The sequence below is a fragment of the Streptomyces lasiicapitis genome (assembly GCF_014646335.1).
GTDB lineage: Bacteria > Actinomycetota > Actinomycetes > Streptomycetales > Streptomycetaceae > Streptomyces > Streptomyces lasiicapitis.
The window spans coordinates 202,329-226,901 of sequence record NZ_BMNG01000008.1 but is presented as its reverse complement, the minus strand read 5'-3'; the positions used below and the strand labels follow the sequence as shown (position 1 = coordinate 226,901).

Below are 24,573 nucleotides of genomic sequence, written 5' to 3'. Positions count from 1 at the left end.
GTCACTCACGACCCAGTGAGGCACTCACCCCTCCTTGCGCCGGAACAACCGCTTCAACCCAAAGAAGGCGACCAGCACGGCCCCCAGTGCAAGGGCCCCGCCCTTGTACCCGCCAAGCCCACCGTCCCCGTCCCCGTCGGACGACGCCCCGCCGGACGACGCCGCCCCGCCGGGGGACCCGGCGCCCTCGACATCCCTCGGCTCGACGTCGCTCTCCTGCCCCTCGGTCCCGAACATCAGCCGGCTCCCGTCCGGGCTGAAGGCCAGGGACTCGCCCTGGCGCTGCAGCGGCACGCTCAAGCGCCCTTCGCGTTTGATCTTCCCGCCGGGGCCCTCCCACTTGTACGTGACGCCGCCCAGGTACCCCCGCAGGGCGAGCTGCTTGCCGTTGGGTGAGAAGGCGCCGTCCGTGGCCCACAGGTCGATGTCGGCGACGCGCTTGAAGATGTTGGGCCGTGAAGTGGACAACTCGGCGGGCGGCGGGCTCTCGTACAGGCTGCCCTCGCCGTCCTCCTTCTTGTCGGCGATGTAGATGCGCCCCGTCTTCGGGTGGACCATCAGCGACTCGGCGTCGCGCGGGCCGTCGGAGTACTTCACGACGTACTGCTCGGCGCGGATCGACTGGTCCTTGAGCTGCTTGGGCTCGGGCAGCTTGTAGACCCACACGAAGGACCACTTGCCGCCGAGGTTGTCGCCGATGTCACCGACGTACAGATCACCGTCGGGCCCCATGGAGATCGCCTCGACGTCGCGCGGGGTGCCGACGCCCGTCATCGTGATCGTGGCGACCGTCTTGCCCGTCCTGCTGTCCACCGCGTACAGGAAGGCGCCCTTGTCCTGGTCGTTGTGGGTCCAGTAGACGCCGGGGTGGGCGCGGGACGCGACGAGTCCGCTGGACTCGGTGATGCGCGGGTCCTTGATCGAGAAGCCGTCGTTGCCCGGCTTGTCGTCGGCGCGGGCCGCGGGGGCGGTCAGGGCGAGCGCCGTGCACACGGCGACGGCGGTGGCAGCCGTGGCGGCGGCACCGGGGGCCAGAGGCGGAAGCGAGCGCATGGCCTCAAGCGTGCCATCCGCGCGGCGCGGCCGGTCGCGCGCCCGCGCGAGGTGCCGAGCCTCACACCCCACGTGCCCAGCGTCACACCCCGCGTGCCCAGCCTCACACGCGAAGCGGCGGCCGCGGCCCCGTCGTGGCGCGATGATGAGCGGATGCTCAGGTTCATGTTCGTCGGCGACTCGATGACCATCGGAAGCGCCGGTGAACACACCTGGCGCTACTGGATGTGGCGCCACCTGTGCGCCACCCACGGCGCCCCCTTCAAGATCGTCGGCCCTCGGGAGACGCTGTACGACAAGGCGACCGAGGCCCCGACGTCGTACGAGTACGCCGAACCCGACTTCCCCCGGCGCCACTTGGCGGGCTGGGGCGAGGGCTGGCAGCACATGGTCCCGCTGATCGGCGACGCCGTCACCGCGCACCGCGCGGACGTCGTCCTCGTCTCCCTCGGCCTCATCGACCTGGGCTTCTACACCAACGCCGAGCAGACAGCGGAGAACGTACGCGGCTTCGTCGCCGAGGCCCGCGCCGCCAACCCGCGCGTCGCCCTCGCCGTGCTGCCCGTCATCCCGAACGTCCGCGCGGAGGACGACCCCGGCTTCGGCGCCGAGGTCGCCCGCTTCAACGAGCTCCTGGCCAAGACGGTCGCCGACCTGGACACGGCCGCGTCCGCGCTGCTCCTGGCCTCGCCGCCGGCCGCGTACGACATCAATCTGGACACGTACGACGGCACGCATCCGAACGAGCACGGCGAGCGGAAGCTGGCGGCGGCGTTCGCGGCGGCGATGTGGGAGGCGTGGGACCTGGGCGGGCCGCCGGACCAGGTCCCGGACTAGGCCCGGACTGAGGCCCCGACCAAGGCCTGTCTCGTGGCTTTGCGGGTGGCCTGGCTCGACCCCGCGGGAGCAGATGCCAGGATGGGGACCATGACAATCAAGGTTTACTTCGACATCACCATCGACGACGTCCCCGCGGGCCGCATCAACATGGACCTGTTCGACGACGTCGCCCCCAAGACCGTGGAGAACTTCCGCGCGCTGGCGACCGGCGAGAAGGGCTTCGGCTACGCGGGCTCGTCGTTCCACCGCGTCATCCCGGACTTCATGCTCCAGGGCGGTGACTTCACCCGCGGCGACGGCACGGGCGGCAAGAGCATCTACGGCGAGAAGTTCGCCGACGAGAACTTCACGCTCAAGCACACCAAGCCGGGCCAGCTCTCCATGGCCAACGCGGGCCCGAACAGCAACGGCTCGCAGTTCTTCATCACGACGATCGTGACGTCGTGGCTCGACGGCAAGCACGTCGTGTTCGGCGAGGTCGCCGACGAGGAGAGCATGAAGGTCGTCAAGAAGATCGAGAGCCTGGGCTCGGGCTCCGGCCGCACCTCCGCCAAGATCACGATCGCGGAGTCCGGCCAGCTCTGAGTGGCAGGTAGCCCTGGCTGACGGAGCAGGGCTCAGGGCGCAGGGGGGCCGCCGACTCACGCGGCCCCCCACCGGCCCCGGCCGACTCACGCGGCCCCCACCGGGCCCGGGGCCGGCTCACGCGGCCCCCCACCGCCCCACCGCGAACCCACCCCCCTCGCGCCGCACCTCGGCCACGCCCGCCCCGCCGAAGTGCGCGGGCACGAACAGCTCGCGTTCGTCGGCGGCACGCTCCAGGACGCGGCGGCGGCTGACGGCAGCAGCCTTCGGGTCCTCGCAGAGACAACTGCTGCACGCGGGATCGAGGATCTGTACGGGGGTGTGGAGCAGGTCGCCCACGAAGACCGCCCGGTCCGTGCCGGAGGCCAGGCGCAGCACGCTGGAGCCCGGGGTGTGACCGGGGGCGGGTTCGAGGGTCAGGTTGCCGTCGATCCGGTACCCGCCCTCCCACAGCACGGCCTGCCCCGCCCGCCGCACCGGCTCCACGCTGTCCGCGAAGACGTTCCGGTGGTCCTCGCGGCGGCCGCGCTCGGCGTCGTCGCGCGGCGCGGGCAGTGCGGCGGCGCCTTCCGGCGAGAAGTGGGCGTAGTCGGCGGCGGGCATGAGGTAGGTGGCGTTCGGGAAGGTGGGCACCCAGTCACCTCCCGCCGCGCCGCCGCCCTCCGCGCGGGTGTTCCAGCCCACATGATCACCGTGCAGATGCGTGTTGACGACGACGTCCACGTCCTCGGGACGTACGCCGACGGCATCGAGCCGACCCAGGAAATCGGTCTCAAGCCGGTGGAAGACCGGGGAGCCGGGCCGCTCGCGCCCGTTCCCGACCCCCGTGTCGACGAGCACCGTCCGCCCCTCGCTGCGCAGCACCCACGTCTGTACGACGCCCACGACCTGGTCGTCCTCCGGGTCCCAGAAGTCGGGCGCGAGCCAGCCGGCGTTGTCCCGCCACACGTCGGGCGGGCAGTCGGGCACGAGAACCTTCCCCGCTCCGAAGCGCCCCCGAAGCTCCTCGACCCGGATCACGTCGACGTCCCCCAACACGAACCGCTGCTGCTCCATGCCGTCCCCTCACCCTCTCTTCCACTTTCAATGCCTACGCCTCACCGTAAGGAGCAGACCTGAGCGTCCCAATGCCTGAAGCCCTCATCTGAATACGCAAACGACTCACCATCCGCGTACGCTCTCCGCATGGATGTAGTCAGCGACGCGATCTCGGCCGTACGCGTGGGCAGCCCCTCGGCGAACCGGGTGCGGGCGTCCGGGAGTTGGTGCACCCGGCTGTCCGCGTACGAGGGGGCGGGCTTCCACGTGGTCCTGTCGGGCAACTGCCGACTCCTGCTCGACGAGGGCCGCCGCCCGGTCGAGCTGAGCGCGGGCGATGCGGTGCTGCTGCCGCACGGCTCGGAACACGTCCTGGCGGACGCGGCGGCGGAGGGGGATGTGGCGGGGAGGGCGGTGCTGTTCGAGCGATGGCTGGACGCAGAACCACCCCGAGGCACCGGCACGGCCCCCGTCGAGTTCATGTGCGGCAAATACCGCCTGGACCGCGCCCGAGCCCACCCCCTCCTCACCGAGCTGCCCGACGTCATCCACCTCCCCGCCCGCCCGGACCGCCACCCCGAACTGCACGCGGCGGTGGGCCTGTTGGCGAGGGAGACCGAGGCCGGCGCCCCCGGAACCGGAGCCGGAGCCGACATCGCCGTACCGAGCCTCCTGGACCTCCTGCTCGTCTACATGATCCGCGCCTGGATGACGGACCACGCGGCGGACGCCACCCCGGGCTGGCCATGCGCCCTCGGCGACCCGGTCGTGGCGACAGCCCTGCGCCTGCTGCACTCGGACCCGGCCCACCCCTGGACCAACGACGGCCTGGCCGCCCGCACGGGCGTCTCGCGGGCCACCCTCGCCCGCAAGTTCACCGCCCTGGTGGGCCGCCCGCCGATGGCCTACCTCGGCTGGTGGCGCATGACGCGGGCGGCGGCCCTGCTGCGCGCCGGCGAGGCCCCTTTGACCACGATCGCGCACCGCGTGGGCTACGCCTCGCCGTACGCCCTGTCGCACGCGTTCAACAGGGAGTTCGGGACGACACCGGGGCGCTACCGGGCGAGGCACGCACCGCTCGCGCGGGTGCCATGAGGGACTGCGGCACGCCCGTCGGCAGCCGCACGGACGGGCCAGTCCCTCGTGTGGGCGATGGCGCAGCCATGACTTTCAAACTAGTTTCGAAGTATGAGCGCTGAGAACGCAGCCGCCCCCGCTGCGGCATCTGCCGTACCTCCCGCAACGGCCGCCGTGACCTTCTCCGAGTTGGTGAACAAGAACAGACAGACCCTCGCCCGGCTCAAAGACTCACCACACTTGCTGCTGCACCGGAGGGACGGCGAGGACTTGGTCCTCACCACCGCGGCGCGGGCGCAGCAGGACCAGACCGTGGTGTCGGCGGCGACGCGGATTCTGGCCGCGATCGCGCAGCGGGAGCCGGGCAGCATGGATCTGCTTCTCGACATACTGCCGGACGCGTTCCCTTGGGTCCGTTTCCTGCCGGAGGCAGACATCCACGCCTTCGCCGTCGAACTGGTCGACACGATGCGGGCCGCTGACTCCGTCGCCAACAGCGCGTCCGTGGCTCAGCTCCTCATCGCGTGGCAACACACGGCGGAGGTCCACTCGGACCCGGAGCTGCGCGGGGCGCTGACCAGGGATCACGACGGCGACTACGGTCCGGCACCCGACCCGCGGGTGACGGACCGACGCTAGTGCTCCGCCCGGCGCCGGCGCTGTACCCGCCGTCACCAAACCGCAGAGCGGATCAGAGCCCCTTCTTCACCAAGAAGTCCACGAACTTCTCAAGGACGTTGGACGCGTCGCTGCGGGGCTGGCCCTCCACATAGAGGCAGGCGACGAGGGCGGTTCTGGACTTGGCGGCGAGGAAGCCGTTGAAGCCGTTCGAGCCGTAGAGCGTGCGGACTTCGTGTCCGAGGTTGGCGTACTCGTTGCCGCCGATCCTGACGGACCGGGAGCCGAGGTTCTCGGGTTCGTCGACGAGGGCGCCGAGGAGAAAGCCCTCCTTCTCGGTGACCTGAATGTCGTAGGAGGTGGCGAGGGTCCTGCCCTCGAAGTCGAGGATGACGCCGCTGGAGAAGGCGCCGCTGCCCATGAGGTAGTAGTCCATGTACTGCTGCCACTCGTCCCCGGGCTTCGTGGACCACTGCCCACCGGGCCGTTGGTACTGATCCCCGAAGTCGTCCCCTTGCCCCATGAACTTCTGCCAACGCTCACGCACAGGTGCCTCCTAGCCGACCGTGCCACTGCTTCTGACGGCGTCCCCCGAGAGGATCTCTCCTTGAAAACGTAATGTCCGCGGACCGAGTTCCGATCCGATACGGAGAATCCAGGCCACGCCGACCGCGCGCCCCCGTCTACCGTAGGGAGGCATGGCGGCCAACCACATCTCCGGCGGCGAGCAACGCGACGTCATCCAGGCGCAGTCCATCGGGTCCGTCACGTTCGGCGCGGCTCAAGCGGGGGCGCCGCAGCGGTACTTGCAGGACCCCGACCGCTGGCCGCTCGCCCGCGACTGGGACGCCCTCGCCGCCGGGGCGCATCGGGCGCGGCCCGGGAAGGACGGCAGCAAGCTGCCTCCGTACGTCGCGCGGGACATCGACGAGGAGTTGCGGGAGCGGGTCCGGGAGGCGGCCGAGGAGGGCGGCCTCGTGCTGGTGGTGGGTGACTCCACGGCGGGCAAGACGCGGGCCGCGTTCGAGGCGATACGTGAACTGCTCCCGGAGTACCGGGTGTTGGCGCCCCCGGTGGGTGCGAGGCTGCGGCCCGCTCCGGAGGCGCTGGAGGCCTGCGGGCACCTGCGGTGCGTGGTGTGGCTGGACGACCTGGAGCAGTATCTCGGGCCGGAGGGCCTTGAGCCCGAGGTGCTTGCGGAGTTCGTACGGCTGCGGGTGCCGGTCGTGGCGACGATGCGGTTGAAGCCGTACGAGACGTTCAGCGCGGCCGACGAGGGCGGCGCCGCGCAGAGTTGGGCCGGGCTCGGGGCGCGGGTGCTGCGGACGGCGGAGGTCGTGGATCTGGACCGGCTGTGGAGTGAGGGCGAGTTGGCCCGCGCCGGGGACTGCGACGACTCACGGATCGCGGATGCCGTGGTGCACCACGGGACTTACGGGATCGCGGAGTACATGGCGGCCGGGCCGGTGGTGATGCAGGAGTGGCGGCGTGCTCGACGGGTGTGCGGCCACGCGCGTGGGGCGGCGCTCGTGACGGCGGCTGTGGATCTGTCTCGGGCGGGACTTCGGGGGCCGTACTCGCGGGGGTTGCTGGTGGAGGTGCACGAGCGGTGTCTGGCGGAGGCGGGCGGCTCGGTGCTGCGGCCGGAGGGGCTTGAGGAGGCGTTCGCGTGGGCTTCGGGGGTGCGGCTGGGGGTGACGAGTCCGCTGGTGCCTATGGCCGAGGGGTGGTCGGCGTTCGACTACCTGGTGGACGGTACGGAGTCGGCGGTGCCGGACTGGGTACGGGAGACGGCGCTCGCCCACGCGGCCGGCGACGACGACCGCTCGGCCATCGCGACGAGCGCCTACCGAGGTGGCGCACTCCACGTCGCAGAGGCGGCTGTGCGGCCGCTGGCCGACAAGGGCGACACACGAGCCGCCTGCAACCTCGCGCTCGTGCTGGACAAGACGGGCCGCACCGAAGAAGCCGAAACCCTCTGCCGCCACGCCCACGAAAAAGGCCAACTCCACGCCACATTCAGCCTCGCCCACCTCCTGAGCAGGTCCGGCCTCACCGAGGAAGCCGAAACCCTCTACCGCCACGCCCACAGCAGAGGCCACCTCAACGCCACGTTCAACCTCGCCCACCTCCTGAACGAGTCCGGCCGCACCGAGGAAGCCGAAACCCTCTACCGCCACGCCCACAGCAGAGGCCACCTCAACGCCACGAACAACCTCGCCCTCCTCCTGGCCGACGCGGGCCGCGTCGAAGAAGCCGAAACCCTCTACCGCCAAGCCTACGAAAAGGGCCACCTCAACGCCACGAACAACCTTGCCATCCTCCTGAAGCGGGCAGGCCGCACCGACGAGGCGGAGACCCTCTATCGCCAGGCCCACGACCGGGGCCACCCCAACGCCACGAACAACCTCGCCATCCTCCTCGACGAGACCGGCCGCACCCAAGAAGCGGAAGCCCTCCGTCGCCAGGCAGCCGACAGCCCCCCGGACTGACCCCTCACCCCACAGCCCCGGCCGCCCCAGCCGTCACCCCCGCCACCCGCTCCCTCCACGGCACCCCCCGCACAACCCCCTCCCGCCCGGCAGCCACAGCCGCAGCCACCCGGCACCGCCCGCACTCCCGCTCCTCCCCCACCCGCCGAAACACGTGCTCGTCCCCGGGCCCCTCGCACGTCACCAACGCTTCAGCCCCAACTCCCGCCCCGGCCACGGGCACCACTTCCGCCACAGCCGGAAGCTTCTGGACCAGCCGATGCCGTACGAATCCGGCAGCCGACCGCACACCCTCCACCGGTAACCCGGCCGTCAGCGCCAGCCGCAGCTCCGCCGCCGAAACACCCCTCCGCAGCCACTCCGCCGCCGCGTCCGCGAGGCCTCTGGCCTCACGCACCCCCAGCAGCAACTCCCTGCTGACATGCCGCAGCGACAGCAACACCCGCTCAGCTTCGGCGACTTCCGGCGCGGGCTTCGATCCGGGCTCGGGATCGAGTTCGGGTGGGAGGTGGGAAAGATCTTCCCCCACGTTCTTGTCCGGGTAAGAGCCACCGACCTCCCGACCCCTCGGCCGACCGACCGTCCGTGGCTGCGCACTCGGCGACACAGGCGGCACCGAGGGCCCCAACGGCTCAGGACAACCGCCCTCCCGAACCACCCCCGCCCCCTCACGCGTGAGAGTGACGTTCGCCAGCAACTGCTCCGTGATCCAACGCCCCCGCTCCCCCTGCCACCGCCACTCGTGCAAGTAGCCGCTGTCGGCGAGGAGTTGCTTGGCCCGCTGGTAGGCCCGTCCCGTGATCCCGAGGCGAGCCGCGTGCTCGCTCAGCGACTTGGCCGACGCGTCCGCGTCCGGGAGCCCCTGCACGTACAGGAGCAGAATCTTCGCGTCGCTGTTCAGGCACGGATGCCGTACGACGTCGTGCGAAGCCTTCGTATAGCGCCGCGCAGGCGCGATAGCATGCCGAAGCATCCCGATGGACTCCAGATCCACTCGGTGGTGAAGGTCCTCGGACGGTGTTTCAGCACCTCCGAGGACCGCTCTAAGCGACGTTTCCGCACAGAGCGTGATTGCACGGTCACCGTACCGTAGCCAAAACCCGCTCCACCACGTGTCGCAGCAACTCCCCCACCACGTACGGAGTTTCCCGCGTCGGCGGCGACCGCCAGTCCAGCGGCCAGGTGTTGCCCTCAAGGGCGGGTACGCCGACGAAGGCCACGCCTCGGCTGTCGCGCCCGAGCGCCCGGGCGCCGCCGCGCCATACGTGCAGGGCTGCCGTGCCCGCCCGGAGGACGAAGTACATGTTCCGCCCGCCGGTGACCTCGCGGATGATCGGGCCCGCCTGGAAGTCGGTGAACTGGATGAGTTCGTACGCGACTTGGTCGCCGAGGGCGCCGGGGACGCGGATCGCGTCGAAGTGGATGCCGGTGTGGCGCAGGGCGTGGCCGGAGGCGGGGATCCAGGGGTGGGCGAGCGTCGTGGGGGGAGTCTGAATTTCCGGGTTCATACGGCAGATGCTTATGGACGCTCACATACTGTGACCAGGGCCTGGTGAGGGCCGTGCAGGGCTGTGCGTTCGGGGAGGTCGCTGTGCACTCCGGTGAACGAGGTTCGGGGAACCTCAAGATGTTCGGCGCGTTGCTGCGGTTCTTCCGCGAGCGGGCAGGGATGACCCAGGAAGGGCTTGGCGTGTACGTCAAGTACTCCAAGTCCCAAGTGGCCATGGTGGAGCGGGGCGAGCGGCCGCCCAAGGGCCAGTTCGTGGAGATCGCGGACGACGCACTGGGTGCACAAGGTGCACTTCTGGCTGCGGGCGTGAACTTGAAGGTCAGCCGTTTCCCTGCGTGGTTCGAGGACTACGCCGAGGAGGAGGCGAAGGCCGTCGGCATCTACATGTACGCGAACCACGTGATCTCGGGCCTGCTCCAGACGGAGGCGTATGCGCGGGCCATCTTCGGCTCCCACTGCCCGCCCATGGAGGACGATGAGATCGAGGCCCGAGTAGCGGCTCGGCTGGAACGCCAGCATGTCTTGCAACGCAAGCCCGCGCCGGTTGTCGGCTTCGTACTGGAAGAGATCACGCTCACCCGGCCCATCGGCGGCCCCGAGGCCCTCAAAGGGCAGTTGGAGAACCTGCTCGACATCGGCCGCAGGCGCAATGTCGAGATCCAGGTGATGCAACACAACCGAAAGGTGCACGCAGGGCTGGACGGGCCGATGATTCTGCTGGAGACCGCCGAACGCAACCACCTCGCGTACGTCGAAGGCCCGAGCGGCGGCTACTTCGTCAGCGAACAACCCGAGCTAGGAAACCTGTTCGCACGCTATGGCATTCTGCGAGCTCAGGCTCTCAGCCCCGAAGAGTCCGCGACCTTCATCGAAGAGGTGGCACAGGCCTCATGAGCACCGACCTGAACTGGTTCAAGAGCAGCTACAGCGGCAGCCAAGGCGGGGAGTGCCTGGAAATAGCCCTCTGCCCCACTCCCGGCGAAGCCACCACCGTCCACATACGCGACTCCAAGGCCCCCGACGGTCCGACCCTCCACATAGCGCGGGCCACGTGGACCGCCTTCCTCTCCACACACTCTCCTTCGGGTAGCCGTCGATAGCCGATCGGACGATGCTCGGCCCCGGGCGGAGTTCGTAGCGTCGAAGGCATGACGGTCCACACCGACGCGACCCCACAGCCCCGCGCAGCGGAGCCCACCCCGACAAGCATCCGCGCAAGCGAACGCGCACTCGCGCCCGACCTCGGGCGAGGGCTGATGCTCCTGTTCATCGCCATGTCCAACACGGCGTTCCACCTGTGGAATTCGGAGTACGGGCCGTCCGGCTGGCAGCCGGTGAACGGCTCGTGGGCGGACCACACGGTGCAGTTCGCGATGATCGTGGGCCTGGACCTCCGGATCTACCCGCTGTTCGCGTTCCTGTTCGGGTACGGAATGATGCAGCTCTTCCTCCGCCAGACGGCGGGCGGGACGTCCGAGCGGAAGGCGGTCGGCCTGCTGCGCAGGCGGAGCCTGTGGATGATGGTGATCGGCTTCGCGCACGCGACACTGCTGATGGCGGGCGACATCATCGGCTTCTACGGACTGGTGAGCCTGGTCCTGGGCTGGCTGTTCCTGCGGCGCAGCGACCGCGCGCTGAAGTGGTGGATAGGGATAGCGGCGACGCTGCTCGTGGTGCTGTCGGCGCAGCCGGTCGTCACGACGATGCTGAGCGGCGGCGACCTCGGATCGATGGGGGACGCGGGCGCGGACCCGGGCAGCGAGGCGTTCGGGGCGGGCAAGGAGAGCTGGCTCGCGGCGGCGGGCACGCGCACGGAGACCGGCCTGTACCTGATGGGCCTCGCCGCACCCCTCGTGCTGCTGACCGGCGGCTGCGTCATCTTCCTGCTGGGCTTCTGGGCGGCCCGGCGCCGCATCCTGGAGGAGCCGGGCAGGCATGTGAAGCTGCTGCGCGGCACTGCGGTCGTCGGGATCGGGATCGGCTGGCTCGGCGCGCTGCCCACCGCCCTCGCCCACGTCGGCGTCCTCGACATACCGGCGGACGCGCTGAGCGAGTCGGGCCCGCTGTTCACCCTGCGCGACGTCACGGGCAACGCCGCCGGGCTCGGGTACGTGGCGCTGGTGGCCCTGTTCGCGCACTGGTGGACCCGGCGCCCGCGGCGCCGTGGCGCAAAGGCGATCACGGCCGTGTCGGCGGTCGGCAAGCGGTCCTTGTCCTGCTACCTGACCCACTCCCTCCTCTTCGCACCGCTGCTCGCGGCCTGGGGCCTGGGCCTCGGCGAGCACCTGACCAGCGCGAGCATGGTGCTGGTGGCGGTGGGGGTGTGGCTGGTGACGGTCGCGGGCGCGTACGCCCTGGAACTGCGGGGACTGCGCGGCCCCGCCGAGACACTGCTGCGGCGCCTCATGTACGGGCGCAAAGACGGGAACGGGGGCAGCCGGGAGGCCGATGGGGCGGGTGCGACGGAAGGGATACGGACGTGACCGTTCCCGCCTCGTTGCGCTTATCATCTGGCTGGATTTGATCTTTTGGCGGCTATTCCGGGCAACCCGGCCCTCGGGTCCGCCCGGCCCGCCATGGGAAGTGGGGGGACCACACATGCGCCGCAGAGCGCTCACCGCGGCCGCCGTATGCGCGGCCGCACTCGCGGGGACGACGGCCGGGACGACAGCCCTGGCACCCGCCGCCCTCGCCGCACCGTCGGCACCCTCGGCGCCGGCGCCGGGACAACCGGCCGGGAACAAGGCCGACTTCAACGGAGACGGCCGCCAGGACCTGGCCATCGGCGCCCACACGGCGACCGTCGGCGACGTCAAGCGCGCGGGCGTCGTCACGATCGCGTACGGCTCGGCGACCGGCCTGAAGTACGACACCGCGACGATCCTCAGCCAGGCGACCCCGGGCGTCCCGGGCGAGCCCGTCGCGGACGGCAAGTGGCGCGAGGTCAGCGCCACGGGCGACCTGGACGGCGACGGGTACGACGACCTGGTCGTCCACTACCTCCAGAAGAACATGGTCCTCTGGGGCGGCAAGGACGGCATCACCGGCGAGGGCACCGAACTGCCGCCGGGGAACTACACCGCCGACTCGCCGAAGCTGCTCGGCGGCGGCATGGGCGTGGGCGACGTCAACGGCGACGGTGTCGACGACTTCGTCAGCCGCGCCCACCACGGCATGGCCTACGGCGTCTCCGCCCTGCTCGGCCCGCTGAACCGCACCACGGGCAAGCCGGCCGGTATCTGGAACCGCGACACCGTCAAGCTGGACAAGACCAACACAAGCACTGTGTACGTCGCCGACCTGACGGGCGACGGCACAGCCGACGTCGTGGTGGGCGGCGGCATCGGCCTCGGCGACGGCTCGAGGGGCGGCGTCATCCTGAAGGGCTCCCCCGACGGCCTGGTGAAGGCCGCCGAGTTCCCGGGGCCGTACAAGTACGAGGAGTCCCGGCCCTCCGCCGTCGGCGACCTGAACAAGGACGGCTACCAGGACCTGGTCACCGGCCACCCGTCGCTGAACAAGGTGTACGTGACGTACGGCGGCAAGAACGGCGTCAGCGACACCGTGAAGTCCCGCGAGTACACGCAGGCCAGCGCGGGCGTGCCCGGCGTCGAGGAGGCGGGCGACAAGTTCGGCTCGTCGGTGGCCATCGGCGACACCGACCGCGACGGCTACCCGGACCTGATAGTCGGCGCCTCGTACGAGACCGGCTCCGACGCTGCCACCACCGCGAAGTCCGGCGCGATCACCGTGCTGCGCGGCAGCGCGACCGGCATCACCACCACCGGCGCGGCCTCGTTCACGCAGAACTCCAAGGGCATACCGAGCACGTCGGAGAACGACGACCACTTCGGCGCCTCGGCGGCCGTGGTCGCGGGCGAGGACGGCGCCGCGGAGCTGTACGTCGGCGGCAACGGCGAGGATGGCTACAAGGGCCGCGTCTGGAAGCTGGCCACCGGCACCTCCGGGGTGACCGGAGAGGGCGCCACCAGCTTCCACCTGGGCGCCATCGGCGGCCCGGCCGGCGGCGGCAACTTCGGCTACCGCATGGCCAGTTGAGCGACTGACCCGCTGGCTGCCCGTCCGCCTGACCGCCTGAGCAACGCAAGCGACGGACGGGCCCGCCGACCGGCGGGCCCGTCCACCCCAGCACACGCACATCCGCGCGTCCGCAGCGCATCCGCACATCAAGCCCGGGGGGGGCTCACACACATGACCATCCGCACCACCAGACCGGCGGCAGCCCGCCGGTCGTCGCGACAGGCCCGCACGCTCCTGGGCAGCGCGCTCGCCTCCGCTCTCGCGCTGGGCATCGCCGCGCCGTACGCCCAGGCGGCCACGCCCACCGCACCCGCCGCACCCGCACCCACACCCGCGGCCACAGCCGTCCCGGCCGGACTCGGCCCGTGGACCGCGCCGAAGGAACTGCCCGGCGTCACCGCCGTCCTCGACCTGAAGTCGGCGAGGAACGGCACCGTTGCCGGGCTCTTCACGCAGGACGGCAAGACCGTCCTCTCCGTGCGCCCGGCGGGCAGCACCACCTGGCAGCAGACCGCGCCCGTGCCCACCGGCGCCACGCTCCAGCGCACCGACGACGGCGCGGTCTCGCTCCTCTCGTGGACGACCGCCGCCGAAGACGGCAGCCGCACCCTGAAGCTGTCCCGCCTCGCACCGGACGGCACCGCGTTCGGCCCCGCCGAGGACGTCACGACCGGCACCCTCGCGGGCGACTGGGCGCACTGGCGCACGCAGTTGACCACCCTCGCCGCCAACGCCAAGGGCCACCAGGCCGTGGCGTGGATGGACAAGGACCACCGCCTGACCGTCGTCGAGCGGTCGGCGCCGAGCGGTGACTGGTCGGCGCCGAAGACCCTGGACCAGCTCCCCGACCCGATAGTCCGCGAGGACAACGTCTACAACTACGTGCTGTGGGACCTGCGCGTGGCCGTCGACGAGTCGGGAACCGTCGGCGTTCTCTGGGGCGGCAACAGCCACTACACGGGCGACGGCGTGGACCCGGACCCGACCGCGTACAAGTGGCACTACAAGTACGTCGAAAAGCCCGCGAAGCCCGCGGCAGCCGGCTCCGACTCCTCGTGGACCGAACCGAACGACCTCCCCCTGCTCGGCGAGCGCCCCAAGCAGGTCACGCTGGCCGCCCACCCCAAGGGCGGTTTCCACCTGCTGTCCAACGGCACGTACGCGCGCAAGGCGGCGGGGGCGGCCGAGTGGGGCGCGGCGGAGCAGACCGGGGTCGGCGCGAGGTCGTACGCACCGGCCGAGCTCCTGACGACGCCGAACGGCGACGTGACGGCGGTGGGCATGACGGGCGCGGGCACCCCGGGCATAGCCACTCGCCTTGCTGCACAAGGCAGTTGGAGCGCGCCCCGCAAGCTGGCCTCCTACGTGGAGTCCGACTCGCTGACCGCCACGACCACCGCAGACGACACCACCGTCGTCACGTACACACAGAAGCGCTTCGAACTCGGCCGCAGCGTGCGGCAGGACTTCGTCGCGCAGACCGTGAAGGGCGGCGACCTGTCAAAGCCGCGCACCCTCAGCGCGCGGACGAAGGACACAGTCAGCACGGGCCGCGTGGCCGCCGACGGCAAGGGCCGCCCGGTGGCGGTGTGGACGCAGTCGGCGCCGGGCGCAGCACCCGCCACGTACACGGCGACGACGGGCACGCGCGCGAAGCCGAAGTGGCACGACTACGCGGACGACGACCGGGCGGACGTCCTGGGCCTGTCGCAGAGCGACTCCATGAAGCTGTACACGGGGGACACCACGAACCCCACGGAGACGTTCTACGCCTCCCCCTGGAAGTCCGAGACCCGCGTCGTGCCGTTCGGCGACTTCGACGGCGACCGCTGCAACGACCTGATCGTCCGGCTCCCCGAAGGCGAGACCCGCCTCTACACCCCGGTGTGCGGCGGCCTCCCCACCCCCGACTCCCCGCACAAGCGCCTGGCCCGCGACTGGAGCGGCTACGACACACTGCTCGCGAGCGGCGACCAGACGGGCGACGGCCGCCCCGACCTGCTGGCCAGGGACAAGGCGACCGGCGACATATACCTGTACGCCCACAACGGCACGGACGCCTTCAAGCCCCGCGTAAAGATCCGCTCCGCCTGGACCACCTACAAGCGAGTCATAGGCGCAGGCGACCTCAACGCCGACGGCCTCGGCGACGTCCTCGCCCTCGACAAGTCCGGCAACCTCTGGCGCTACGACGGCCTGCCCACCGGCAAGTTGAAGGACCGGGTGCGGGTCTTCAAGGACTGGGGCGGGTCCTACAAGGACGTCGTCGGAGCGGGTGACGTCGACGGCGACGGCAAGCACGACCTCGTCGCGCGCGACACCGGCAACCGCCTGTGGCTCAACGCGGGCAAGGGGAACGGAACGTTCGGCAACCGGGTCGCGCTCGGCGACGCGCCCTACTGGAAGCAGTGGGCGTCCCTGGGCTGACCCCGGTTCAGACCGCTCGCGTGAGGCGGTTGGCGAGCGTCGACATCGTGTACGTGCCGATGCCCATCACCACCTCCAGGGCGTTCCGCTCCGTGTAGCCATGATCCAGGAAGGCCTTCAGGTCACCGTCGTCCACGCCGCCCGCACTCTCGATGACCCGAAGGGCGAACTGCCTGACAGCTTCGAGGCGTTCATGCCCTTCGGGCAGCTCCCCGCCCTCCCGGAGCGCGGCGACAAGCCCCGCGTCGGCGCCGAGCTTGCGCAGCTTGCCGGTGTGCAGGGTCACGCACACATGGCAGTCGTTGCGCACGGCGACAGTCATGACGACGGTCTCGCGGGCGAGCGGGTCGAGCGTCGTGCGCTCGAACTTCTGGCTCAACTCGAGGAATCCGGTGAGCAGTTCGGGTGAGGCGGCGAGCCGGGCGGCGGCGTCCGGCAGCACGCCGAAGGCACGGGTGACGCCCTCCATGGCGGCCCGGGAGCCCTCCGGCGCGGTCTCCACGGTGTGTGCGGTGAACATCCCGTCCCCCTAAAATGGACAACATGGTTGACGATGAGAAGGTAAACCAGGTTGTCGAAAAAGGAAAGGGGGGCTACGAGCCCCGTCCGGGCTACGAGCTCCCCCTCCTCCTCTTCGCCGGCTTCCGCACCCTCATCGACCGCCTGCACGCCGAACTCGCCCGCCAGGGCCATCCGGACGCCCGCCCCGCCCACGGCTTCGCGATGCAGGCGATCGGCGTGGAGGGGGCGAGCGCCAGCGAGGTCGGGCGCCGCCTCGGCGTCACCAAGCAGGCGGCCGGCAAGACGGTGGACCGCCTCGTCGCCCTCGGCTACGCCGAACGCGCCGACGACCCCACCGACGCCCGCCGCAAGCTGGTCCGCCTCACCCCGCACGGCCTGGACGCCCTCGCCCGCTCGGCGGCGATCTTCGACGAGCTGCGCGCGGAGTGGGCCCGGACCCTGGGCCCGGCCCGGGTCCAGGCCCTGGAGGACGACCTGCGCGCGGTCGTCCCCCCGGAGTCCTTCCGCCTCGACGCGGCGGGGTGGCTGGGCGGGGCGTGACGCCACGGTGAAGATCCCGCTGTATCTGGTCGTCGACCCCAGCACGGCACGCTGCCACCTCTACTCGGCCCCCGGAGGGGGCGACTACGCCCGACGGCTCTCCGACACCCTCTTGCCTAGAGCCCGCTCCACCCCGTTGGCTAAGGCCCCATGAAGTACACGCAGCTGGGACGCACAGGACTCAAGGTCAGCCGCCTCACGCTCGGCACGATGAACTTCGGGCCGCAGACGGGGGAAGCGGACAGTCACGCGATCATGGATGCCGCGCTCGGCGCGGGGATCAACTTCTTCGACACCGCCAATACGTACGGCTGGCACGAGAACAAGGGCCGCACCGAGGAAATCATCGGCAGCTGGTTCGCGCAGGGCGGTGACCGGCGCGACAAGGTCGTGCTCGCCACCAAGGTGTACGGCAACATGACGGCCGACGGCGTCGCGCCCTGGCCGAACCACGACAAGCTCTCCGCGGTCAACATCCGCCGCTCCGTGGAAGCCTCGCTCAAGCGCCTCCAGACCGACTACATCGACATCTACCAGTTCCACCACATCGACCGGAACACTCCCTTCGAGGAGATCTGGCAGGCCGTCGACGTACTGATCCAGCAGGGCAAGATCCTGTACGCGGGCTCCAGCAACTTCCCCGGCTACAAGATCGCGCAGGCCAACGAGCTGGCCGCCCGCCGCGGGAGCCTCGGCCTGGTCACCGAGCAGTGCCTGTACAACCTCGCCGAGCGCCGCGCCGAGATGGAGGTCCTGCCGGCCGCGCGGGAGTACGGCCTCGGCGTCATACCCTGGTCCCCGCTGCACGGCGGACTGCTCGGCGGTGTCCTGAAGAAGGAGGTCGAGGGCGGAAGGCGCGCCTCCGGCCGGGCCGCCTCGGCCCTCGCCGACCCCGCGGCCCGCGCCCAGGTCCAGGCGTACGAGGACCTGCTCGACAAGCACGGCCTGCAGCCCGGCGAGGTCGCCCTGGCCTGGCTGCTCACCCGCCCCGGCGTCACGGGACCGATCGTCGGGCCGCGCACCGCGGACCAGCTCGACTCGGCCGTGCGCGCCGTCGAGCTGAAGCTGAGCAAGGAAGTACTGCTGTCGCTCGACGAGATCTTCCCCGGCCCCGGCCCGTCCCCGGAGGCCTTCGCCTGGTGACGGCGTGAGCGCGGGCGGCGGTCCGGGTCTAGTTGCCGAGCGCCGCCGCCAGCGCCACCACGACGAACATCAGCACGAGCACACCGGCCATGATCCGGTTTCTGATCCTTGGGTTCACACCATCGAGGTTAACCGGCCCCGCCGAGGCCGCCCGCGCCGCCTCCCGCACCCCCCGCGCCGCCTCCCAGCGCCCACCGCCCCACCACCTCGTACCGCGGCCGCTCCCCCGGCACCCCGCTCACCGGCAGATTGCTGCGTACGAGGGTCAGCTCGGGCACGGTCCACGGCGTCCCGTCGAACGCGGCGAGCGCCTCGACGTACGGCCGGAAGTCCGCCTCGCCCCGCGAGCGCGCGAGCGTCAGGTGCGGACGGTAGGCGCGGTGCTCCTCCATCTTGAGGCCGGCCTTCCGCGCCGCCGCGTCCGCCCGCCCCGCCAGGATCTTCAGCTCGGCCACCGCGCCGCCCGCCCCCGCCCACAGCGCCCGCCCGCCGAAATGCCCGCCGCCACGAAGCGCCAGCGCAAAGGGCTCCGTACGCCGCGCCGCCCGCTCCAGACGCTCACACAGCCCCGGCACCACGTCCTCGGGCACCTCCGCCATGAACGCGAGCGTGAAGTGCCAGCTGTCCCGCTCCATCCACCGCACGGAGTCGGCGGCGCCCGGCAGCTTCCTCAACTCGTCGACGTACGCGGCGAGTTCGTCCGACACGGGATCCGGAGGCAGCACCGCCGCGAAGAGTCTCATGCGCCCAGTCTCCCCCGCGTCACCCGCACGGGGAATGGATCACCGGACGCCGGGCGCCGCACCATGGACAGGGCCGATCCGTCGGGGGACATCGGGGGGACTTGGATGCCGCTGTTCGGATTCCTGGCCCTGCTCGTCGGCGCGGCGGCCGTGACCGGCGGCGTCTTCGTCGTCGCCCGCCTCGTCCCGGTCGGCTGGCGCAAGGCCCACAACGACGTACTGGGCATCGTGTACGCGCAGATCGGCGTGCTCTACGCCGTGGTGCTCGCCATGGTCGTCGTGGGCGTCTGGGACACCCGCGCGAAGGCCCACGAGAACACGTACGCGGAGACGAACGCCCTGCTGCAGATCGCCTGGTACAGCCGCACACTGCCGCCGCAGGACCGCGCCCGCCTCGGCGGCCTCACCGAGGCGTACACGCGGCGGGTCGTGCGCGAGGAGTGGCCCCTCCTCGGCGAGCAGCGCGCGGACCCGACGGCCTGGGGCATGTTCACCGACATCCGCGAACTGATCAACACGCGCCAGCCCGCGACGGGCCCGGACCAGGTGCGCTACGAGAGCGCACTCGACTCCGTCGCCCAGCTCGGGGACGCGCGCCGCGAGCGCGTGAACGAGGCGGCGAGCGCGCGCGTGCCGCCGCTGCTGTGGGTGGCACTGCTCATCGGCGCCCTCGTGACCATCGTCTTCGCCCAGCTCTTCGGGATGGACAGCGTGCGCGCGCACGCGGCCGTCGTCTTCTCGGTCTCCCTCACCGTCGGCGTCCTGTTACTGATCGTCTATGAGTTCAACTACCCGTTCAGCGGCGCCCTGAGAGTCGGCCCGACCGCCTTCGAGCTGGCCCTGGACCGGATACGGGGGCTCACTTAGCATCCCCGGATGGAGCCGACAGATACCACAGAGACAGCAGGGGCCACAGAGACCACAGGGGCTGCCGCTCTGACGATCCGGCCCGGCGGCCCCGCCGACATCCCGCACTTCCTCCGCATCCTCGACGGCGCCGTCGAGGGTCTGGTCGCCCGGGGACGTACGAAGCAGTGGGGCACGGAGCCGCTGTCGCGGAACCCGAAGGTCGTCGAGGCGATCGAGAAGTACGTGGCCGACGGCTCCCCGTGGATCGCCGAGGTCGGCGGCGAGCCCGGGGGAATGCTGATGCTGACGGACGGCCCCGGCTCGTACATCCCGCCCGTCGACGAGCCCGAGCAGTACGTCCACTACCTGGCCACGGACCACCGCTTCGCGGGCCTGGGCGTGGGCAGCGCCCTCCTCACCCACGCGGCAGCCGAAACCCGCAGGCGGGGCATCCACCTGCTACGAGTCGACTGCTACGCGGGCAACGAGGGCGCGCTCGTCGCGTACTACGAGAGCAACGGCTTCGTACGAACCGAAACGTTCACGGAGAAGGACGGCACGTGGCCGGGCCAGATCCTGGAGATGCGCCTGTAGTGGCCAGGGATGAGGCGGGGGCGGGGGCGAAGCCCCCCGCCCGCCAGGGGCGCGGGGAACTGCGCGACCAGCCCCCACCGACCCGCAGCTAACGCCGCAGGCGAAAACTCACGCCGCAGGCGCAAGCTCACGCTCCCGCTCGCGGGCAACAAACTCCACATGCGTACGGCCGCGCCGAAGATCCACCTTCAACCGGAGGTTCGCCGCACGGGCAAGCGCCAGGCCGACGCCCAGCGCAGCGACGGCGACAACAAGCCCGCCCACCGCAAAGCTCACGCGCACGCCATACGCGTCGGCAAGCCATCCGAACAAGGGCCCACCCAGCGGCGTACCCCCCACGAACACCATCATGAAGAGGCTCATCACCCGCCCCCGCATCTCAGGGTCGGTGGCCATCTGCACGGACGAGTTGGCAGTGACGTTGACGGTGAGTCCGATCGCGCCGACAGGCACAAGCAGCGCAGCGAACACGTACGCATTCGGCACCGCGGCCACAGCGACAAGCAGCACACCGAAAAGCCCCGCCGCGCCGGCAAGCATCCGCAGCCGGGAGGACCGCCGCCGAGCGGCGAGCAACGCGCCGATCAGCGACCCGGCCGCCATCAGCGTGGTGAACGCCGCGTACATGCCGGACCCGCCGCGGAAGACGTCGTCGGCGTAAGCACTCAGCCAGATCGGGAAGTTGAAGCCGAAGGTGCCGATGAAACCGATGAGCACGATGGGCCAGATCAGCTCGGGGTGCCGGGACACGTAGTTCAGGCCTTCGCGGAGCTGTCCCTTGCCGCCGCGCGGGGCGAGCGGGCTGTGGGTCAGCTCGCGGGTGCGCATCAGCGCGAGACCCACAATCGGCGCGACGAACGACAGACCGTTGGCGAGGAACGCCCAGCCGGGCCCGACGGCGGCCGTGACGACGCCCGCGACGGCGGGGCCGACGAGGCGCGCGGACTGGAAGTTCGCGGAGTTCAGCGAGACGGCGTTGCGGAGCTGGTCGGGGCCGACGAGTTCGGACACGAAGGACTGGCGGGTGGGGTTGTCGACGACGGTCACCAGGCCGGTGAAGAACGCCGTGACGTACACGTGCCAGACCTCGACGTGGCCCGAGAGGGTCATCGCGGCCAGGAACAGGCCGCCGAGTCCCATCGCGCCCTGGGTGACGAAGAGGAGGTTCCGCTTGGCGAAGCGGTCGGCGATGACTCCGCCGTAGAGGCCGAAGAGCAGCATCGGCAGGAACTGCATCGCGGTCGTGACACCGACGGCCGCGGACGAGCCGGTGAGGCTGAGCACCAGCCAGTCCTGGGTGATCCGGGCCATCCAGGTGCCGGTGTTGGAGACGACGGCTCCGGCGGCGAAGAGCCGGTAGTTCCGGATCTTCAGGGAGCTGAACATCGATGTTCTGTGTGGGTGGGCGGTTTTGTCGAGGGTGGTTGGTGCGGGGGCGGAGTCTGCTCCGGATCCCGTACTCAAAGGACGTCGCCTCCTTGACGGTGGGGCCTGTTGGGGCTCCTGGGGCCTGTCAGGGCTCCTTCGTGGTCGGTGCGGGGTCGCGGTCGCGTACGTACGCGGCCCCCGAGCGGTCGGGCGCCGTCGGACCGGAGTCCGACGGCACGGGGTGGGCGTGCGGGTGGGCCCGCCTAGGGGCCCATCAGGGTCAGAGGTGGGCCAGCTTCTCCAGGACGGGCGCGGCGGCGCGCAGCCGCTCCCACTCGTCCTCGTCGAGGTCGGCCGCGAGGGTCGCGAGCCACGCGTTCCGCTTGGTGCGGCTCTGTTCGAGCATGGCTTCGGCCCGCTCCGTCTGGGTGACCACCTTCTGGCGGCGGTCCTCCGCGTGCGGCTCGAGCCTGACCAGGCCCTTCGCCTCCAGGAGCGCGACGATGCGGGTCATCGACGGCGGCTGCACATGCTCCTTGCGGGCGAGCTCGCCCGGTGTGGCGCTGCCGCAGCGGGCAAGGGTGCCGAGCACCGACATCTCGGTGGGGCTCAGCGACTCGTCGACCCGCTGGTGCTTGAGTCGACGGGAGAGGCGCATCACGGCGGAGCGCAGCGAGTTCACGGCGGCGGCATTGTCGCCATGGGAGAGGTCCGGCATGTTCTTTAGAGTAACTCATTACTCTAGCTAAAGACCACCCGGTTACGACTGGGCGGCGCCCGGGTTGCCCGTGATCTGGCACACAGAACCCTTTCGTCACCCAAATGAGTGAGCTGGATTCGGAAAGCCCGGCGTCCCCCACGAGGGGACGGCGACCCTGGCACGCATGGGATCGAATGTGCTCAGCCTGCGGATAGACGGCGATCTGCTCGACCGGCTCCGGCAGCACGCCGCCAAACGAGGAATGAGCGTCCAGGACTATGTGGTCCGGACGCTCATTCGTGACGACTTCGACGAACGGTTCGCGACGTCGGTCGAGGAGACGGAGAAGTTCTACGGGGTGGCGTAAAGCTCTTAGGTGAGATCCAGCGCCGGCATCAGGTAGTAGAAGGCGAACACGGCCGACACCGCGTACATGGCGACCGGGACCTCCCGCCCACGGCCTGCGGCCAGCCTCAGCACCGTGAAGGCGATGAAGCCCATCCCGATGCCGTTCGTGATCGAGTACGTGAACGGCATCATCAGCATCGTCACGAACGCGGGAATCGCGATCGTGTAGTCGCTCCAGTCGATCTGCCCGATCGAGCCGGACAGGATCAGGAAGCCGACCGCGAGCAGCGCGGGCGTGGCCGCCTGCGAGGGCACCATCGTGGCGAGCGGCGTGAGGAACAGCGCGACGGCGAAGAGCCCGCCGGTGACGACGTTCGCGAAGCCGGTGCGCGCGCCCTCGCCGACGCCCGCCGTGGACTCCACGAAGCAGGTGGTGGCCGACGAGGAGGAGGCGCCGCCCGCGGCGACCGCGATGCCGTCGACGAACAGCACCTTGTTGATCCCGGGCAGGTTGCCCTTGTCGTCGGTCAGGTGGGCCTCGTCGCTGATGCCCATGATCGTGCCCATCGCGTCGAAGAAGCACGAGAGCAGCACGGTGAAGACGAAGAGCACGCCGGTGAGGACGCCGACCTTGTCGAAGCCGCCGAACAGGCTGATCTCACCGACCAGGCCGAAGTCGGGCGTCGCGACCGGGTTGCCGGGCCACTCGGGCGTCGTGAGCCCCCAGGAGGGCACGTCCGCGACCGCGTGGATGATCATGGCCAGAACCGTCATCGCGACGATCGACAGCAGGATCGCGCCCGGCACCTTGCGCACCAGGAGCGCCAGCGTGAGCAGCACGCCGAGGACGAAGACCAGGACCGGCCAGCCGTTGAGGTGACCGTCGCCGCCGAGCTGGAGCGGCACGGTGGTGTGCGCGGCGTCCGGGATGCGGGAGACGAAGCCGGAGTCGACGAGGCCGATCAGCATGATGAAAAGGCCGATGCCGATCGCGATGCCCTTGCGCAGGCCCAGCGGCACGGCGCTCATCACGCGCTCCCGAAGGCCGGTGGCCACGAGCAGCATCACCACGAAGCCCGCGAGCACCACCATGCCCATCGCGTCCGGCCAGGACATCCGCGGCGCGAGCTGCAGGGCGACCACGGTGTTCACGCCGAGTCCGGCGGCGAGCGCGATCGGTACGTTGCCGATGACGCCCATGAGCAGCGTGGTGAACGCGGCGGTCAGGACGGTGGCGGTGACCAGCTGCTTGTTGTCGAGCTGGTGGCCGTACATGTCCTTGGCGCTGCCGAGGATGATCGGGTTCAGCACGATGATGTAGGCCATCGCGAAGAAGGTGGCGAAGCCGCCGCGGATCTCCCTGACCAGGGTCGAGCCCCGCTCCGTGATCTTGAAATACCCGTCGAGCCCGCCTTGGGGGGAGTGCGGGGGCTGCTTGGCGTCGACCGGAGCGCTGGCCGAGGGGGACATGCGGGACCTCATGACCTGTGATGAACGGGATGGACCGGATGCTGAACGGGCTGAGCCGGACGCGCACGAGACTTGCGCGAGCTTGTGTCTTCGTACGAAAGCAACTGGCCATTAAGAAGCCGTTTCAGTATGAATACATGAGCGAGAAATGGCCATCTCCGCGCGTAGAGCCTTGGGGCGCAAGGGGAACGAATGTGCGCCCGGGGGCCGGAACCGGCCCCGACTAAGCTGGGGGGCATGGCGAAGTGGACACCCAAGCACGAGGCACCGGAGCCCCTGGAGGGCCCGATCGTCGCCACCATCACCGGCGGCACGATCCTCTGGTTCGTCCTCTTCCTCGTGCAGCTGCCGTTCTACGGCTGGTTCGACGATCGCGGCACCACCTGGTGGGTGTGGACCTGCCTCGCGGGCGGCGGGCTCGGGCTCATCGGCATCTGGTACGTCCGGGGGCGCGACGCGGCGATCAAGCGGGCCGCGGCGGAGGCGGCGGAGGCCGCGGAGGCTCCGGGCAGCGCTCAGGCCAAGGCTTCGGGCGCCGCGTAGTACGTCGGCAGTACGGCATACGACCTGAAGGCAAACCTCGTCCTACCGTGGTCGGATCTTTCCCCTACTCAA

At 70.4% G+C, this 24,573-nt stretch carries 26 protein-coding genes; 16 read left to right on the top strand and 10 right to left on the bottom strand.

Annotated elements, in window-relative coordinates; translation table 11 throughout:
* Positions 1-24: 24 nt before the first annotated feature.
* A complete protein-coding gene (locus IEY91_RS19480; protein WP_229697082.1) occupies positions 25-1,053 on the bottom strand; it encodes a TolB-like translocation protein in 1,029 nt (342 codons plus the stop codon).
* Between the two features lie 153 nt (positions 1,054-1,206).
* Between IEY91_RS19480 and IEY91_RS19475 the strand changes: the two genes are divergently transcribed.
* On the top strand, positions 1,207-1,890 hold the full coding sequence (locus IEY91_RS19475; protein WP_189174972.1) for a GDSL-type esterase/lipase family protein: 684 nt from the start codon (positions 1,207-1,209) through the stop codon (positions 1,888-1,890).
* 90 nt (positions 1,891-1,980) lie between these two features.
* The gene (locus tag IEY91_RS19470) at positions 1,981-2,478 is read left to right on the top strand and encodes a peptidylprolyl isomerase (RefSeq protein ID WP_164323722.1); all 498 of its coding nucleotides are present in this window, start codon (positions 1,981-1,983) and stop codon (positions 2,476-2,478) included.
* Between the two features lie 117 nt (positions 2,479-2,595).
* On the opposite strand, the gene IEY91_RS19465 is transcribed toward IEY91_RS19470, so the two are convergent.
* Positions 2,596-3,534 carry an MBL fold metallo-hydrolase gene (locus IEY91_RS19465; protein WP_189174971.1) on the bottom strand — a complete coding sequence of 313 codons (939 nt, stop codon included), beginning with the start codon at positions 3,532-3,534 and terminating at the stop codon, positions 2,596-2,598.
* A 129-nt stretch (positions 3,535-3,663) separates the two neighbouring features.
* Between IEY91_RS19465 and IEY91_RS19460 the strand changes: the two genes are divergently transcribed.
* Positions 3,664-4,611, top strand: a complete 948-nt coding sequence (locus tag IEY91_RS19460; RefSeq protein ID WP_189174970.1) for an AraC family transcriptional regulator — start codon at positions 3,664-3,666, stop codon at positions 4,609-4,611.
* Between the two features lie 93 nt (positions 4,612-4,704).
* Positions 4,705-5,232 carry a hypothetical protein gene (locus tag IEY91_RS19455; RefSeq protein ID WP_189174969.1) on the top strand — a complete coding sequence of 176 codons (528 nt, stop codon included), beginning with the start codon at positions 4,705-4,707 and terminating at the stop codon, positions 5,230-5,232.
* 52 nt (positions 5,233-5,284) lie between these two features.
* Here the strand turns inward: IEY91_RS19455 and IEY91_RS19450 are convergent, their stop codons facing one another.
* Positions 5,285-5,758 carry a profilin gene (locus tag IEY91_RS19450; RefSeq protein ID WP_189174968.1) on the bottom strand — a complete coding sequence of 158 codons (474 nt, stop codon included), beginning with the start codon at positions 5,756-5,758 and terminating at the stop codon, positions 5,285-5,287.
* A 151-nt stretch (positions 5,759-5,909) separates the two neighbouring features.
* Between IEY91_RS19450 and IEY91_RS19445 the strand changes: the two genes are divergently transcribed.
* On the top strand, positions 5,910-7,703 hold the full coding sequence (locus IEY91_RS19445; protein WP_189174967.1) for a tetratricopeptide repeat protein: 1,794 nt from the start codon (positions 5,910-5,912) through the stop codon (positions 7,701-7,703).
* Between the two features lie 4 nt (positions 7,704-7,707).
* On the opposite strand, the gene IEY91_RS19440 is transcribed toward IEY91_RS19445, so the two are convergent.
* Both IEY91_RS19440 and IEY91_RS19435 read right to left on the bottom strand, forming a co-directional pair.
* The gene (locus IEY91_RS19440) at positions 7,708-8,697 is read right to left on the bottom strand and encodes a hypothetical protein (protein ID WP_306309902.1); all 990 of its coding nucleotides are present in this window, start codon (positions 8,695-8,697) and stop codon (positions 7,708-7,710) included.
* Positions 8,698-8,782: 85 nt separating this feature from the next.
* Positions 8,783-9,211 (bottom strand): hypothetical protein, encoded by a 429-nt coding sequence (locus tag IEY91_RS19435; protein ID WP_189174966.1) that lies wholly within the window; start codon positions 9,209-9,211, stop codon positions 8,783-8,785.
* Between the two features lie 119 nt (positions 9,212-9,330).
* Here IEY91_RS19435 and IEY91_RS19430 point away from each other — a divergent pair, with 119 nt between their 5' ends.
* From IEY91_RS19430 to IEY91_RS19410, 5 genes are all read left to right on the top strand, one after another.
* Positions 9,331-10,107, top strand: coding sequence for a helix-turn-helix domain-containing protein (locus IEY91_RS19430; RefSeq protein WP_189174965.1), 777 nt, complete (start codon positions 9,331-9,333; stop codon positions 10,105-10,107).
* Positions 10,104-10,313: a DUF397 domain-containing protein gene (locus IEY91_RS19425; protein ID WP_189174964.1), complete on the top strand. Its 210-nt coding sequence runs from the start codon at positions 10,104-10,106 to the stop codon at positions 10,311-10,313. The genes IEY91_RS19430 and IEY91_RS19425 overlap by 4 nt, the downstream gene beginning before the upstream one ends.
* A 48-nt stretch (positions 10,314-10,361) precedes the next feature.
* Positions 10,362-11,696: a DUF418 domain-containing protein gene (locus IEY91_RS19420; RefSeq protein WP_164323706.1), complete on the top strand. Its 1,335-nt coding sequence runs from the start codon at positions 10,362-10,364 to the stop codon at positions 11,694-11,696.
* 115 nt (positions 11,697-11,811) lie between these two features.
* A complete protein-coding gene (locus IEY91_RS19415) occupies positions 11,812-13,272 on the top strand; it encodes an FG-GAP and VCBS repeat-containing protein (protein ID WP_189174963.1) in 1,461 nt (486 codons plus the stop codon).
* A gap of 153 nt (positions 13,273-13,425) precedes the next feature.
* Positions 13,426-15,681, top strand: coding sequence for an FG-GAP repeat domain-containing protein (locus tag IEY91_RS19410; protein ID WP_189174962.1), 2,256 nt, complete (start codon positions 13,426-13,428; stop codon positions 15,679-15,681).
* A gap of 7 nt (positions 15,682-15,688) precedes the next feature.
* Here IEY91_RS19410 and IEY91_RS19405 read toward each other — a convergent pair whose 3' ends face one another.
* Positions 15,689-16,201 (bottom strand): carboxymuconolactone decarboxylase family protein, encoded by a 513-nt coding sequence (locus tag IEY91_RS19405; RefSeq protein ID WP_189174961.1) that lies wholly within the window; start codon positions 16,199-16,201, stop codon positions 15,689-15,691.
* A gap of 14 nt (positions 16,202-16,215) precedes the next feature.
* Between IEY91_RS19405 and IEY91_RS19400 the strand changes: the two genes are divergently transcribed.
* Together IEY91_RS19400 and IEY91_RS19395 are read left to right on the top strand one after the other, a co-directional pair.
* Positions 16,216-16,743 carry a MarR family winged helix-turn-helix transcriptional regulator gene (locus tag IEY91_RS19400; RefSeq protein ID WP_189174960.1) on the top strand — a complete coding sequence of 176 codons (528 nt, stop codon included), beginning with the start codon at positions 16,216-16,218 and terminating at the stop codon, positions 16,741-16,743.
* A gap of 150 nt (positions 16,744-16,893) precedes the next feature.
* Positions 16,894-17,886 carry an aldo/keto reductase gene (locus IEY91_RS19395; protein WP_189174959.1) on the top strand — a complete coding sequence of 331 codons (993 nt, stop codon included), beginning with the start codon at positions 16,894-16,896 and terminating at the stop codon, positions 17,884-17,886.
* 128 nt (positions 17,887-18,014) lie between these two features.
* On the opposite strand, the gene thpR is transcribed toward IEY91_RS19395, so the two are convergent.
* On the bottom strand, positions 18,015-18,629 hold the full coding sequence (thpR, locus tag IEY91_RS19390) for an RNA 2',3'-cyclic phosphodiesterase (RefSeq protein WP_189174958.1): 615 nt from the start codon (positions 18,627-18,629) through the stop codon (positions 18,015-18,017).
* 105 nt (positions 18,630-18,734) lie between these two features.
* Here thpR and IEY91_RS19385 point away from each other — a divergent pair, with 105 nt between their 5' ends.
* Positions 18,735-19,496: a bestrophin-like domain gene (locus tag IEY91_RS19385; protein WP_189174957.1), complete on the top strand. Its 762-nt coding sequence runs from the start codon at positions 18,735-18,737 to the stop codon at positions 19,494-19,496.
* A gap of 9 nt (positions 19,497-19,505) precedes the next feature.
* Entirely contained in the window at positions 19,506-20,072 is a 567-nt protein-coding gene (locus IEY91_RS19380; RefSeq protein ID WP_189174956.1) for a GNAT family N-acetyltransferase, read from the top strand.
* 108 nt (positions 20,073-20,180) lie between these two features.
* Here IEY91_RS19380 and IEY91_RS19375 read toward each other — a convergent pair whose 3' ends face one another.
* Positions 20,181-21,536: an MFS transporter gene (locus IEY91_RS19375; protein WP_189174955.1), complete on the bottom strand. Its 1,356-nt coding sequence runs from the start codon at positions 21,534-21,536 to the stop codon at positions 20,181-20,183.
* A gap of 184 nt (positions 21,537-21,720) precedes the next feature.
* Positions 21,721-22,158 carry a MarR family winged helix-turn-helix transcriptional regulator gene (locus IEY91_RS19370; RefSeq protein WP_164323685.1) on the bottom strand — a complete coding sequence of 146 codons (438 nt, stop codon included), beginning with the start codon at positions 22,156-22,158 and terminating at the stop codon, positions 21,721-21,723.
* 166 nt (positions 22,159-22,324) lie between these two features.
* Here IEY91_RS19370 and IEY91_RS19365 point away from each other — a divergent pair, with 166 nt between their 5' ends.
* Complete coding sequence (locus IEY91_RS19365; protein WP_164323683.1) at positions 22,325-22,507, top strand: ribbon-helix-helix protein, CopG family; 183 nt, start codon at positions 22,325-22,327, stop codon at positions 22,505-22,507.
* A 5-nt stretch (positions 22,508-22,512) separates the two neighbouring features.
* Here the strand turns inward: IEY91_RS19365 and IEY91_RS19360 are convergent, their stop codons facing one another.
* Positions 22,513-23,958, bottom strand: coding sequence for an NCS2 family permease (locus IEY91_RS19360; protein ID WP_164323681.1), 1,446 nt, complete (start codon positions 23,956-23,958; stop codon positions 22,513-22,515).
* 237 nt (positions 23,959-24,195) lie between these two features.
* Here IEY91_RS19360 and IEY91_RS19355 point away from each other — a divergent pair, with 237 nt between their 5' ends.
* The gene (locus IEY91_RS19355) at positions 24,196-24,501 is read left to right on the top strand and encodes a DUF2530 domain-containing protein (RefSeq protein ID WP_164323679.1); all 306 of its coding nucleotides are present in this window, start codon (positions 24,196-24,198) and stop codon (positions 24,499-24,501) included.
* Positions 24,502-24,573: the final 72 nt, after the last annotated feature.